Source organism: Actinomadura craniellae, assembly GCF_003289645.1.
GTDB lineage: Bacteria > Actinomycetota > Actinomycetes > Streptosporangiales > Streptosporangiaceae > Actinomadura_D > Actinomadura_D craniellae.
This window is the reverse complement of sequence record NZ_QLYX01000001.1, coordinates 51120-63672: the sequence shown is the minus strand read 5'-3', so window position 1 is coordinate 63672 and position 12553 is coordinate 51120. Positions and strand designations below refer to the sequence as shown.

The 12553-nt window shown below is 72.6% G+C and carries 13 protein-coding genes; 6 read left to right on the top strand and 7 right to left on the bottom strand.

What is annotated here, in order from left to right; translation table 11 throughout:
* Positions 1–2403 (top strand): GMC oxidoreductase, encoded by a 2403-nt coding sequence (locus tag DPM19_RS00295; protein WP_111862717.1) that lies wholly within the window; start codon positions 1–3, stop codon positions 2401–2403.
* 87 nt (positions 2404–2490) lie between these two features.
* Here DPM19_RS00295 and DPM19_RS34700 read toward each other — a convergent pair whose 3' ends face one another.
* From DPM19_RS34700 to DPM19_RS00280, 3 genes are all read right to left on the bottom strand, one after another.
* Positions 2491–3222: a hypothetical protein gene (locus tag DPM19_RS34700; RefSeq protein WP_146778698.1), complete on the bottom strand. Its 732-nt coding sequence runs from the start codon at positions 3220–3222 to the stop codon at positions 2491–2493.
* Positions 3223–3370: 148 nt separating this feature from the next.
* On the bottom strand, positions 3371–4138 hold the full coding sequence (locus DPM19_RS36005) for an anti-sigma factor family protein (protein WP_111862715.1): 768 nt from the start codon (positions 4136–4138) through the stop codon (positions 3371–3373).
* The gene (locus DPM19_RS00280) at positions 4135–4719 is read right to left on the bottom strand and encodes a sigma-70 family RNA polymerase sigma factor (protein ID WP_111862714.1); all 585 of its coding nucleotides are present in this window, start codon (positions 4717–4719) and stop codon (positions 4135–4137) included. The genes DPM19_RS36005 and DPM19_RS00280 overlap by 4 nt, the downstream gene beginning before the upstream one ends.
* A 292-nt stretch (positions 4720–5011) precedes the next feature.
* Between DPM19_RS00280 and DPM19_RS00275 the strand changes: the two genes are divergently transcribed.
* On the top strand, positions 5012–5659 hold the full coding sequence (locus DPM19_RS00275; RefSeq protein WP_111862713.1) for a hypothetical protein: 648 nt from the start codon (positions 5012–5014) through the stop codon (positions 5657–5659).
* Between the two features lie 266 nt (positions 5660–5925).
* The gene (locus DPM19_RS00270) at positions 5926–6690 is read left to right on the top strand and encodes a nuclease-related domain-containing protein (protein WP_111862712.1); all 765 of its coding nucleotides are present in this window, start codon (positions 5926–5928) and stop codon (positions 6688–6690) included.
* Positions 6691–6693: 3 nt separating this feature from the next.
* On the opposite strand, the gene DPM19_RS00265 is transcribed toward DPM19_RS00270, so the two are convergent.
* Entirely contained in the window at positions 6694–7080 is a 387-nt protein-coding gene (locus tag DPM19_RS00265; RefSeq protein ID WP_111862711.1) for a hypothetical protein, read from the bottom strand.
* Positions 7073–7438, bottom strand: coding sequence for a hypothetical protein (locus tag DPM19_RS00260; RefSeq protein ID WP_111862710.1), 366 nt, complete (start codon positions 7436–7438; stop codon positions 7073–7075). The genes DPM19_RS00265 and DPM19_RS00260 overlap by 8 nt, the downstream gene beginning before the upstream one ends.
* 119 nt (positions 7439–7557) lie before the next feature.
* On the opposite strand from DPM19_RS00260, the gene DPM19_RS00255 reads away from it, so the two are divergent.
* The gene (locus DPM19_RS00255; RefSeq protein WP_111862709.1) at positions 7558–8271 is read left to right on the top strand and encodes a histidine phosphatase family protein; all 714 of its coding nucleotides are present in this window, start codon (positions 7558–7560) and stop codon (positions 8269–8271) included.
* Between the two features lie 10 nt (positions 8272–8281).
* On the opposite strand, the gene DPM19_RS00250 is transcribed toward DPM19_RS00255, so the two are convergent.
* The gene (locus tag DPM19_RS00250; RefSeq protein WP_111862708.1) at positions 8282–9751 is read right to left on the bottom strand and encodes a GAF domain-containing protein; all 1470 of its coding nucleotides are present in this window, start codon (positions 9749–9751) and stop codon (positions 8282–8284) included.
* A gap of 548 nt (positions 9752–10299) precedes the next feature.
* On the opposite strand from DPM19_RS00250, the gene DPM19_RS00240 reads away from it, so the two are divergent.
* Complete coding sequence (locus DPM19_RS00240) at positions 10300–10809, top strand: hypothetical protein (protein ID WP_111862706.1); 510 nt, start codon at positions 10300–10302, stop codon at positions 10807–10809.
* 151 nt (positions 10810–10960) lie between these two features.
* The gene (locus DPM19_RS00235) at positions 10961–11869 is read left to right on the top strand and encodes an LLM class F420-dependent oxidoreductase (protein ID WP_111862705.1); all 909 of its coding nucleotides are present in this window, start codon (positions 10961–10963) and stop codon (positions 11867–11869) included.
* Position 11870: 1 nt separating this feature from the next.
* On the opposite strand, the gene DPM19_RS00230 is transcribed toward DPM19_RS00235, so the two are convergent.
* Positions 11871–12476 (bottom strand): SACE_7040 family transcriptional regulator, encoded by a 606-nt coding sequence (locus DPM19_RS00230; protein ID WP_111862704.1) that lies wholly within the window; start codon positions 12474–12476, stop codon positions 11871–11873.
* Positions 12477–12553: the final 77 nt, after the last annotated feature.

Below are 12553 nucleotides of genomic sequence, written 5' to 3'. Positions count from 1 at the left end.
ATGGGCGGCGAGCAGGTCGACGCCGTCGTCGTCGGCTCGGGCTTCGGCGGCTCCGTAGCGGCGTACCGGCTGGCCGAGGCGGGCCTGTCGGTCGCCGTGCTGGAGCGCGGCCAGGCGTACGCACCGGGCGACTTCCCCCGGTCCCCGGCGGAGATGAGCCGGGCGTTCTGGGACCCGCACGAGGGCCTGTACGGCATGTTCGACGTCTGGCGTTTCAAGGGCTGCGACTCGGTGGTGTCCAGCGGCCTGGGCGGCGGATCCCTGATCTACGCCAACGTGCTACTGCGCAAGGACGAGCGGTGGTTCGTCGACGAGCGGCCCGGCACCGACGGCAAGACCGGTTATCAGCCCTGGCCGGTGACGCGCGCCGACCTCGACCCGCACTACGACGCGGTGGAGCGGATGCTGGCCCCCACGCCGTACCCGCTCGGCCGGCCCGCCTACGCCGACACCCCCAAGACCCACGCAATGCAGGACGCCGCGGCGGAACTGGGCTTGGACTGGTCGTTGCCGCCGCTGGCGGTGAGCTTCGCCCCCTCCCCCGGTGCGGAGCCGGGGCTGGGCCTGCCGATCGTCGAGCCGTCCTACGGCAACCTGCATGACGCCCCGCGCCGGACCTGCCGGCTGTGCGGCGAGTGCGACATCGGCTGCAACGACGGCGCCAAGAACAGCCTCGACCACACCTACCTGTCGGCCGCCCGGCACCACGGCGCCGACCTGCGCACCGGGCACGAGGTGCGGGCCGTCCGGCCCCGCCCGGGCGGCGGTTACCTGGTGGACTACGTCGTCCACGACATCGGCCGCCCGCACGAGCCGCGCCGCCGGCGCGACCTGCCGGTGCACACCATCGGCTGCGACCGGCTGGTCCTGGCCGCGGGCACCTACGGCACGGCGTACCTGCTGCTGCGCTCGCGGGCCGCCTTCCCTGGCCTGAGCGCCGCGCTGGGCACCCGGTTCTGCGGCAACGGCGACCTGCTGACCTTCCTGACCAACGCCAAGGACCGCAACCGGGTTCGGCCGCTGGACGCCGGGCACGGGCCGGTCATCACCAGCGCGATCCGGCTGCCGGACGAGTTGGACGGCGGGCCAGGCGGCCGGGGCGCCTACATCCAGGACGGCGGCTACCCCGACCTGGTGGCCTGGATGGTCGAGGGTGCCGACGTTCCCGGCCAGGTCTCCCGGGCGGTGCGGTTCCTCTGGGAGCGCTTCGTCGACTTCTTCCAGGACGCGCCCGACACCAACCTGTCGCACGAACTGTCGGAGCTGGTCGGCTCCGGTGCGCTGTCGGTCAGCTCCCTGCCCCTGCTCGGCATGGGCCGGGACACCCCGGACGGCCTGCTTCGGCTGAAGGACGGCCGGCTGGACACGATCTGGAGCACCGAGACCAGCGAGGAGCACTTCGAGCGGCTGCGCAAGACCATGCAGCGCATGGCGGACGTGCTCGGCGCCGGTTACGCCGACAACCCCATCTGGTTCCGCAAGCGGATCGTCACCGTGCACCCGCTGGGCGGGGTTCCGATGGGACGGCATCCGGGCGAGGGCGTGTGCGACTCCCACGGCGAGGTCTTCGGGTTCCCCGGGCTCTACATCGCCGACGGCGCCGCCATGCCGGGGCCGGTGGGCGCCAACCCGTCGCTCACCATCGCGGCGCTGGCCGACCGGATGTGCACGCACCTGCTCGACTCTCGGAAGAACTCCGTAACGGGGGCCGGGCCGACCTCCCGCGACCCGGGAAACGGCTCGACCAGCGGGGTGGTGGACGGCAACGGCGTGCGGCCGGCGGAAGGGCCTGGGGGCCCGCCGGAGCCCGCGGGCCGCACGTCGTTGTCGTTCACCGAGGAGATGACCGGGCACTACACCGAAGGGCTGGGCGACCCCCGGGCCGGGGCCGTCGCCGAGCGCCGGCTGCCGCTGGAGTTCCGGCTGACCATCACCGCCGACGACATCGACCTGTTCCTGGCGGAGCCCGGGCACACCGCCCGGGCCGAGGGCTGGGTCGAGTCCCCGGGCTGCGGTGGGCGGCGGGGCGTCGAGCACGGCGTGTTCAACCTCTTCGCACCGGCCGGTGCGCCGGACCGGCGGCTGATGAAGTACCGGCTGCACTTCACCGACGGCTCGGGGCGGCGGCTCACCCTGTGCGGGGAAAAGAACGTGCTGCACGGCCCGCCGACCCGGATCTGGCCCGACACCTCCACGCTGTACTTCCGGCTGCTGGAGGGTCACCTCACCGAGGGTGACGAAGGCGCCGTCGTCGGCGCCGGGATGCTGCGGATCGAGCTCGGCGACTTCGCCCGGCAGCTCACCACCTTCCGTACCAGCGGCCCCGGCGGTGCCCGTGCGCTGGCCCGGTTCGGCCGCTTCTTCCTCGGTGAGCTGTGGGAGATCTACGGGCCCGACGACTGATCCGACCGGGGGAACCGGAACGTGCAGGGCGAGGGAACTGCGGGGTGCCCTCGCCCTGCACCCACGTCCGGACGGGCCGCGCGAGCCTCAACGGGGTTCGACGCGGTGCCGGGCCAGGGTCAGGGCCGGGTAACAGTCGGCGGGCAGACCGCCGGGGGCGTCGAGGGACGCGCGCAGGCGGGCGGCGGCCGCGGTGGGATCCCATGGCATGATCACGCACAGCTCCGCCTGGACCGCCCGGCGGACGTCGGCGAACATGCCGGGAACGTCACCGACCACGACGATCTCCGTGGGGAGTTCAGCGGAGAGCCGGACCGCCAGGGCGTGCTGGCCGGTCCCGCCCGGATACCGGTACTCGCAGATCAGCCGGTCGCCGTCGAGCGGGCCCTCCTGGATGAGCCAGGCCGGCCCCGCAGTGACCTGCCCGAGCTCCCCGGCCCAGCCCGGTTCCGTCCCCTCCCCGGCGAGCCGGCCCGCCAGCGGGCGCAGCGGGCGCGGGCCGATCGCGGCCAGCACCCGCAGGAAGAGCCGGGCGCCGGGCGAGCCGGCCGCGTCGAGCCGGCCCGCCAGGTCGGCCAGCGCCACCCGGAAACCCTCGGCATGCGGGGCGGCGGACTCCAGCGCGCCGAGCTGGGCGGAGACCCACAGCTCGGCCTGGAGCGCACCGGGCAGCCCCGGTAGTTCGTCGGCCGCCCGCACATATGCCGCATACACCTCGGCCAGCGCCGGCAGGGCGAGCCCGCCGCCCTGGCTGGGAACACCGGCGGGAAGACGGCGTGCAGGATGCGGCCGGGTCCGGCCGCGGCTCTTGGGACTCACCTCTTCAGGCTCCCACAGCCCGCCGCCAGCTCATTCCCTCGGCTCAGGCGGTCCCTCGGCTCAGGCGGTGCCAGTTGCCGCCCTCACCTCACTCGCTCGCTCCGCGGACCGCTCGTCCCTCACGGCCCACTCCGCTCACTCCCTCGGCTCAGGCGGTGTTGGGGACGGACAGGAGGGTGCGGCCGTCGAGGGTGCGCACCTCGAAGCGGTCGATGCCGCCGGGCTGGAGGGCGGTGCCGCCCTGGACCACCAGCGGATCGGGCGCGCCGGGCACCCCGTACCCGCGGGGCGGTACCGACCAGCCGGTGACGACGTGCCGCTCGCCCGTCCGGGCCACCGCGACGAGCTCACATCGCAGCGGCCCCCGGACGCCGCCGAGCCGCAGCGCCACCCGGGTGCCCCAGAGCTTGGGCTCCACCGCCACCACTCCCGCGGTGCCCGTCCCGGAGTCGGTGGCGGTCAGCCGCCGGCCGCCCGCCAGCAGCGCCTGGGCGCCGTCGGGCGCCGCCACCGTCACCGCCGGGGTCGGGGCGGGGTCGTCCCGCCCGGCGACCGCGGCGCCGGTGGCGGCTCCACCGGCCAGCAGCGCGATTCCGGCGGCCGCGCCCAGCAGGACCCGGGCCCGCCGGCGACGGCGTTCCACGGCCGCCCGGCGGCGGACCAGGTCGGCCACCTGCGCACCGTCGAGCCCGATCGGGTCGGCGGCGGGAGCGGGCGCCGGGCTCGCCGGGGCGGCCGGCTCGGTGGCGGGAGGCGTCAGGCCGGCGAGGCCGGTGGCCACCCCGGACAGCGCGGCGAGCTCGGCGGCGCAGGAGCGGCACCCAGCCAGATGCACCTCGAAGGCACGCCGGTCGGGCTCCTCCAGCAGGCCGAGCGCGTACGCGCCGACGTCGGTGTGCTCGATCTGCGGGCTCACAGCGTCATCCCCCGTTCCTCCAGCGCGACGCGCAGCGCCCGGAGCGCGTAGTAGACCCGCGACTTCACGGTGCCGACGGGAATGCCGAGCGTCTGGGCCGCCTCGTTGACCGAGCGGTCCCGGAAGTAGGTCTCGGCGAGGATCTCGCGATGCGCGGGTGACAGGGAGCCCAGCGCCTCGGACATGACCACCGACCGCAGCAGGTCTTCCAGCCCGTCGGGGGCGCTCAGGTTCTCCAGCGGGGCCTCGCCCGTCTCCCGCGGCCGGGCGTTCTTGCGCCGCTGGTCGTCGATCACGACACGGCGGGCCACGGTCGCCAGCCAGGGAAGCAGCGAGGCGGCGTCGGCATCGAGCCGGTCCGCGCTGCGCCAGGCCCGGATCATCGTCTCCTGGACCACGTCCTCGGCCCAGTGCCGGTCGCCGCCGGTGAGTCGCAGCACGATCGACAGCAACGGCCTTCCGTAGACGCGGTAGAGCTCGGTCACGATGACCTGGTCGTCCACGACGGCACCTGGCCGGACGCCGCGGAACCAGCTCCACGGTGCGCCGGCCGTCCGGTCGCGGGATGCGGGAAGTGCCATGCGGGCTTCTCCGGCGGGGTCGGGGGGTCAGGGGCCACGCTGCCAGGGAGTACGCGGGGGCGGCCGGGCAGGTTCAACGGGTCCGCGATCCAGTGCGCACCTGACTTGTTCGCTAGCAGTTCCTTACCTACACCCCCTACGGAACGGTACCGGCTGGTCAGGCCGTCCAATCCGCATCCTACGAAAGGAGATCACCCCCCGCGTGGACGAACCAGACGAACCTTCCCGGCAACTTCGACCCGGTGGTGAGCGAAGGCGGGCGCCCTGCCCGCGTCGCCGAGGAGGCCAGTCCATGACCCGCCAAACCCCCTACGCGGTCCGATACACCCCCCGGCGTTCGCTCGAAGCCGGAGGCACCGTCGTGACCGACGCACAACTCGTCTACCGACTGCTGCTGGCCGTGGACATCCAGGGTTACAGCGCCCGGAACGCCAAGGAGCAGCTCGTCGCGCAGCGCGAGCTCTCCGCCGCCCTGTCCCGTGCCGCCAACGACCTCGGGCTCGACCGCGACCTGTGGGACAAGCAGGTCGGTGGCGACGGCGAGCTCGCGATCCTCCCGCCCGGGGCGGACATCCCGAAGATCGTCGGCGAGTTCCCCCGCCGGCTGACCGAGGAGCTGAACGAATACAACCGGCTGCGCACGGAGGGGCGGCCCCTGCGCGTTCGGCTCGCCATGCATCACGGCACCCTCATCGAGGGCCCGTTCGGGCCCGCCGGAGAGGCGCCGGTCGAGATCACCCGGCTGCTCGACGCCGACCAGTTGCGCGCGCTGCTCGGCGAGCGGACGGCCGACCCGCTCGTCTTCGCCATCTCCGCGGCCCTGTACGAGGAGGTCGTCCAGTCGGGCTTCTGCGCGCTGGACCCGTCCGGCTTCAAACCCGTCGAGCTCAGCGTCAAGGGGATCCGGTACAGCGGGTACCTCTACCACGACGGACGGTGATCCGGCCGGGTGGGGTGTGAGACACCCCACCCGGCCGGATGCGGTCGCACCTCTTGCATTTTTTGCGATCCGCGAAACACGAGAAACTATTACCTCAATACCGGGAATTCAGCGAAAGATAATCCTTCCCCAGGCACGCTGTGCGCAATCTCTTTCTCCCGCCTACCCAAGCTGACTTAGTTCAGTTACCGGCCATGGTCGTCGGGACGTCTCCGAGGTATCCAGATAATGGCGGCGACGACCAGAGGGCCAAGGAGGTTCGGGGAATGATCGGCCGTTCGATCTACCTGCGCGACAGGGCCGCCTTCACCGGCGGCTCCCCCCAGGCCATCTACGAGGAACTGCGGTCACGCGACCGCAGGAACCGGCTGCGCAACCGCGGCATCATGAGCGGGCTCGCGCTGGTCATCGGGGCCGTGGGGGTCTCCCCGCTGTTCGGAGTGATCCTGGCCGTCGTGGTGGCGGCCGTCGACACCGGCCGGGACTGGTGGGGGTACTCCCGGGCGAGCGTCTGGCGGCGGGGTCTGCGCGGCGAGGAGCGGATAGCGCGGCTGCTCCGGCTCACCCTGGAACGGCGCGGTTACCGGGTGCTGCACTCCCGGATGGTCCCCGGGCACGGGCAGGTGGACCAGCTGCTGATCGGTCCGACCGGCGTCTGGCTCATCGACAACCAGGCCTGGCACCCCGACGCCGAACTCGCCGAGCACGGCGGCCACCTCTTCATCGACGGGAAGACCCCGTCGAAGATGGTCAAGGGGCTCAACGCCTCGGCGGACGCGATCGGCTACCTGCTGTCGGAGCGGATCGGCACCGACGTCCTGGTCCGGCCGCTGCTCGCGGTGCACGGCGGCAGGATCCGCAGAGGGCCGCTGAACGCCGACGGCATCGCCATCCTGCGTCCCCTGCAACTGGTGCGCTGGCCCGACCGCCACCCCTTCACCGAGCACACCCCCAAGCAGGTCGAATACATCATGCGCGCCGCCATCCAGGTACTGCCGATCGGCGGCCGGATGATGGTCGACGAGGACTGAGGGTCACCGGGTCCGGCGCAGCCAGAGCAGGCCGAGGACGGGCAGCACCAGCGGGACGAACCCGTAACCGCGCCCGAACTCCGACCAGACGGTGGCGTCGGGGAAGGAGGCGGGGTCGGCCAGGCTGTAGGCGCCGATCCCGAGCACCCCGGCGAGTTCGACGGAGCACGCGGTCAGCGCCACCCGCCGGGAGGTCCGGCCGCCCAGCGCCAGCGCGACCGTGGCCAGCACGTACACCACCGCGGCGAAGGCCGACAGCGTGTAGGCGACCGGGGCGTCGTCGAACCGGGTCGCGATCTGCACTCCGGCCCGGGCACCCGCGGCCACCGCGAAGATCGCGTATACCGCCACCAGCAGCCGGCCGGGGCCCCGGCCGGTCGCCTCAGCCACCGGTGCCGGTCCAGATCTGGCGCATCCGCTCCGTCATCACGGCCACCGACAGCGCCGCCACCACCAGCACGGCCGGGCCCCAGCGGGAGCGCTCCAGCAGCCCCCAGCCCACCCCGACCGTCGGGATCAGCAGGATGCCGACCAGGTAGCCGACGAAGGTGACGGAGTCCTGCGGCCCCTCCCCACCGGCGATCTTGATACCGGCGATCACGGCCTGCACGATCAGCAGTACCTCGACCACGGCGATCGCGGCGATGTCCGGCCAGCCCATGGGCCGGTCGCGGAACGTCGTCACCAGGCTGTACAGCGCCGCGCCGAGCGAGACCACGATGATCGCGATTGTCAGGACGTCGGTCATAGGGCCCCGAGACTACTACGGGCCGTAGTACAGAGGTTGTCCGGTTCCGCTAGACCGTTTCCGCCTATGTCAGCACCTATACGAACTTCCGGCCCATGTCCGGTGGGCGCCATGGCAGCATGACGGGCGTGAGAAGTCTGGAGTGGCTGATCCTGACCCGGCACGGCGAGAGCACGGCCAACGTCGCGTACGCGGCCGCCCACGACGGGCTGGAGGAGATCGACGTCCCCGAACGCGACGCGGACGTGCCGCTCTCACCGGCGGGTCAGAAGCAGGCCGCGGCGCTGGGCCGCCGGCTGGCCGGGCTGCCTCCGGACGAGCGGCCGACCGCGGTGCTGGCCTCCCCCTACACCCGGGCGCTGGAAACGGCCCGCATCGCGCTGGCCGAACTGCCGGACACCCCCGTCCTCCAGATCGACGAGCGGCTGCGGGACCGGGAACTGGGGGTGCTCGACCGGCTGACCCCGGCGGGCGTGCGGGCCCGCTTCCCCGCGGAGGCCGCCCGGCTGGCCCGGCTCGGCAAGTTCTACCACCGGCCGCCCGGCGGCGAGTCCTGGGCGGACATGGCACTGCGGTTGCGCAGCGCCTACCGCGACCTCGATCTCGACCACCCCGGCGGCCGGGTGCTGGTGGTGGCGCACGACGCGGTGGTGGTGCTGACCCGCTACATCGTCGAGAACCGCACCGAGCAGGAGATCATGGAGATCGAGAAGACGCCCATCGTGAACTGCTCGATCAGCCGCTGGCGGCGCCGCGGCGGCCGGCTGGCACCGGTGGAGTACAACGACCCGAGCCACCTGCCCGATCCGCTGATCATGGCGGAGGAGGACTGACGGTCCGCGCTCATCCGTCGCGGGTCAGCCGGCGCACCCGTAGTTGCACGGAGATCTGGCGCGGATCGCCGGGCGGCAGCACGGCCGCCAGCCGCTGGAACACCTCCAGGTCGTCCTGGCAGGCGCCGTCCTGGGCGTAGTCCCACAGCGACTCGACGCCTCCCCCGTCGAGCACTTGGCGGCGAAGCCGGACGGCGAGTTCGGCCCGTTCGGCGCACAGTTCCGGGGACTCCGAGCGCGGCAGCAACTCGCCCCCGTACAGGCGGACCGCACCGGTCACGTCGCCGGCCGCCAGCCTCCGGCGCACGGCCTGGAAGTCGGCGTCGGCCTCGACGTCGAGCCGGTACGGCTTGGCGGAGATGATGCCGCCGAGTTGGGCCCGCAACCGGTGGATCTCAGCCCGGATCGTCCCCGGGTTGCCCTCGTCGCCGTACACGTACGCCGAGAGCCGCTCCGCGGTCAGCCCCCGGGGATGCAAGATCAGCAACGCCAGGATCTCGGCGTGCCGCAGCGACAGCGGTACCGTGCGCTCGCCCACCCGGACCTGGGGTTGCTCGCCCCCCAGCAGCGACAGCCACAGCGCCGGGCGGGACTCGCCGGGGGTGAGCGCGCGCAGCAGGCGGGCCTCGCCCACCGTCTCCACCATGACCAGGCGCCCGTCCGGCAGCGTCGCCGGGCCCTCATCGACCAGCAGCGGGATCCGGCCGGTGCACCATCCGGCCGGTTCGGCCGCCAGCACCCGGCCGGTCACGGTGACCAGCGCGCCCGGCCCGCCCAACCGGCTCAGGTACTGGACGCGGAGCCGCTCGTCGGCGGCGTACATCTCCAGCGCGAGCCGGGACTCCGCCAGCCGGGCCACCGCGGTGACCAGCGAGACCATCGCCGGATGCAGGGCCTTCGCGCGGGCGCTGACATCGATGCAGCCGATCACCCGGCCGGTGTCGGGGTCGGCGATCGGGGCTCCGGCGCAGGCCACCCGGTGCAGCATGGGGACGAGGTGCTCGGCGGAGTAGACGTACTGGGGGCTTCCCTCGGCCAGCGCGGTACCGATGCCGTTGGTGCCGACCGACCGCTCCGACCAGCAGGCGCCCGCGGTGAGGCCGATGGAGTCGACCGCGCGGCGCAGGCCGGGCGGGCCCTCGCTCCACAGCAGGTGCCCCTCGCCGTCGGCGATGACCATCTGGTGCGCGGTCTGGTCGGTCGCCGAGCGCAGCATCCCGCGCAGCACGAGCAGGTGCCGGCCGAGCGGATGCTCGGCGCGTAACTGCCGCAGCGTGCCGGGGTCGTGGACCAGCGGCGCCGAGGTGATCCTGGGGTCGATCCCGGCGTCCAGCGAGCGCCGCCACGACCGGGAGATCGGCGGACGTATCCGGGCGTCGACCGGCTGCCCCGCCAGGACCGCCGCGTTCGCGTCGCTCAGCTGCCTGACCAGGTCCGCCGGTCGCCGGCACACGTGCATCACCGGCGCCTTCTGCTCCATTCCGCCTCCACTTCGTCGCTACTCAGGGTCGCCGTCCGATGACTCATCCGATCCGAGCATCAACGCACGCGGAGCGCCGTGCAAGCGATTCCGGAGAAGCGGTTGGAGACCGGTGTCCTGTCCGGTGCAACGTGCATGCAACGTGCGGCCTCCTAAGGTGCCGCGGGAAAGGCGCGGGAGGGGGATCTCCAGGGATCCGGCCGCGTTCCGGGCACCGGGAGGGGGGTGCCCGGGACGCGATCGGCCGCGCCTCCACGGGAGGAGAAACCGATCATGTTGTGCCTGACCTGCCGGCGCGTCCGGCCGGCCCGGGATCCGCACGACTACACACCGGCTCGCGCACGGCTCATCACCCGTCACGGGTTGTGCATCTGCATCTTTCGGGAACTATTCACCCCACCAAGGTTGTCCAACCCGATACCGTCACAACAGTGGCAGGGGGCGCCGCAGCGGGAATGATCTGGATACTTCCGGCGTTCAACTGTCATTAACCTTTAATTCACCTGACCGTTGTGCGCCACCCGATCCGATCATCTCCGAGGAGTGCCATGGTCGTGTTCCTGGGCCTCGCCCGTCGGGCCGTCACCGAGTTGGAGCGCTGCGCGAACACCGGGCTGGACGCCCTCGTGACGCTCACCCGGGGTCCCGATCGGACGGCGGAGCTGATGGAACGCCTCCAGCGGCTGGAGGACGTCCTCGCCGGGCAGGCGGCGGGTCTGACCGACGTCCGGCACCGGCTCGACGCGCTCGTCGATCAGCTCAACGAGCAGTTGCTGCCCGGCATCGACGAGCGGATGGACGAGACCGAGCGCGACCTCGCCCGCCTGGCCACCGGCCTGATGCGGGGCGACCGGGACGCGGACCGGCGCGAGACCCGGCTGTGCGCCGCCGAGCAGCGCCTGACCGACCTGCGCGAGCGGGTCGGCCGCACCGAGCAGCGGGCGAGCCTGTGGCGCGACCTCCAGGCCACGCTGGCCGGCCTCGCCGAGGAGGTCGACCGGCTGCACGCCCGCCTCACCCCGGCCGACCCGCTGCCCGAGCGCGAACCCCTGTCCTGAGCCCGGTGGAGGCGCCGCCCTCGCCGGCCCGGATCATGAAGGAACATCTCGGCCCGCCGAGCACGGTGGACCGGCTGACCTCCTGCTACCAGGAGTCCTACCGGGCCACGCTGCACTGAACGCCGTTCGGCGCGCAGGCTAATCTCGGGGCATGCGCATCGGAGTATCCCTCAACCCGCCGGACCGTCCCGACGCCCTGGGCCGGTTCCGCGACCAGATCCAGCGGGCCGCCGACGAAGGCTTCCCCTCCGCCTGGACGTCCAACATCTTCTCGCTGGACGCGCTCACCGCGCTGGCCGTGGCGGGGAGCACCGTGCCCGGCATCGAGTTGGGCACCGCGGTGGTGCCGACCTACCCCCGGCACCCCGCCGCGCTCGCCCAGCAGGCCCTGACCGTCGCGCTCGCCCTGAACGGGCGGCTCACGCTCGGCATCGGCCTGTCCCACAAGGTCGTGATCGAGGGCATGTACGGCTACGACTTCGACCGGCCGGCCCGGCACATGGACGAGTACCTGTCGGTGCTGCTGCCGCTGCTGGAGGGCCGTCCCGCCGACTTCACCGGCGAGACCCTGAGCGCCCACCTCGGGCTGACGGTGCCGCGCGAGGGCCGGGTGCCGGTACTGCTGGCCGCGATGGCGCCCCGGATGCTGCGGCTGGCCGGCGAGCGCGCCGACGGCACGGTGCTCTGGATGACCGGCCCCGCCACCGTCCGCGACCACATCGCCCCGTCGATCAACGCGGCGGCCCGCGAGGCCGGGCGTCCCGCCCCCCGGGTGGTGTGCTCCCTCCCGATCTGCGTGACCGACGACCCGGAGGCCGCCCGGGCCACCGCGGACCAGGCCTTCGCCATCTACAACACCCTCCCGTCCTACCGCGCCATGCTCGACCGCGAGGGCGCCGAAGGCCCCGGAGCCGTCGCGATCGTCGGCGACGAAGACACCGTCACAGCCCAGATCAGGGACCTCGCCGAGGCAGGCGTCACCGACTTCGTGGCCAGCGAGTACGGCCGCGGCGACGAGGCCAAACGCACCCGCACCCTCCTGAAGTCCCTCCTGCCCTGAACTAGAGACGATACGGCGGAGCGGGAAACACAGCCCCCTGCGGCGGAGCGGGAAACACGAGGGCTGTGCGGGCCATGCCGTGCAGCAGGCGGGCCATGGTCTCGCGGTCGAGGGATCCCGCGCTGTGCGGGGTGGAGTTGAGCAGGCCGAAGGCGGCGTGCACGGCGGCGCGGGCTGTGGGCTTGTCGAGTTCGGGGCGTAGCGCGATCAGTACCTCGACCCATTGCTCCACGTAGGCCCGCTGGGCCCGGCGTACGGCGTGCCGCTGGGGTTCGGGCACGTTGTCGAGTTCGCGTTCGTGCACGGTGATCAGCGCCGGGTGGTCGAGGGCGAAGGCGATGTGCCAGTGCAGGAGCGCGTCGAGCGCGGCGGCGGGTTCGCCGGCGGCCCGCCGGGCGCCTTCGGCGGCCAGCCGTTCGCTGATGTCCAGCAGCATTTCCGCGAGTACCGACTCTTTGCCGCGGAAGTGCCGGTAGAGGGCGGGCCCGGTGAGTCCCACGGCCCGGCCCAGTTCGCCGATGGACACTCCGTGGTATCCGTGGCGGGCGAATAGTTCCGCCGCCGCGTCGAGGATGCGGCGCTTGGTGGAGGGTACGGGCCCGGGCATGGACGGCAGTCTAGACGACCTCTGTTAATGTCTATTAACATCTGTCGTTGTTAATGATCATTAACGCGAGGAGCGTC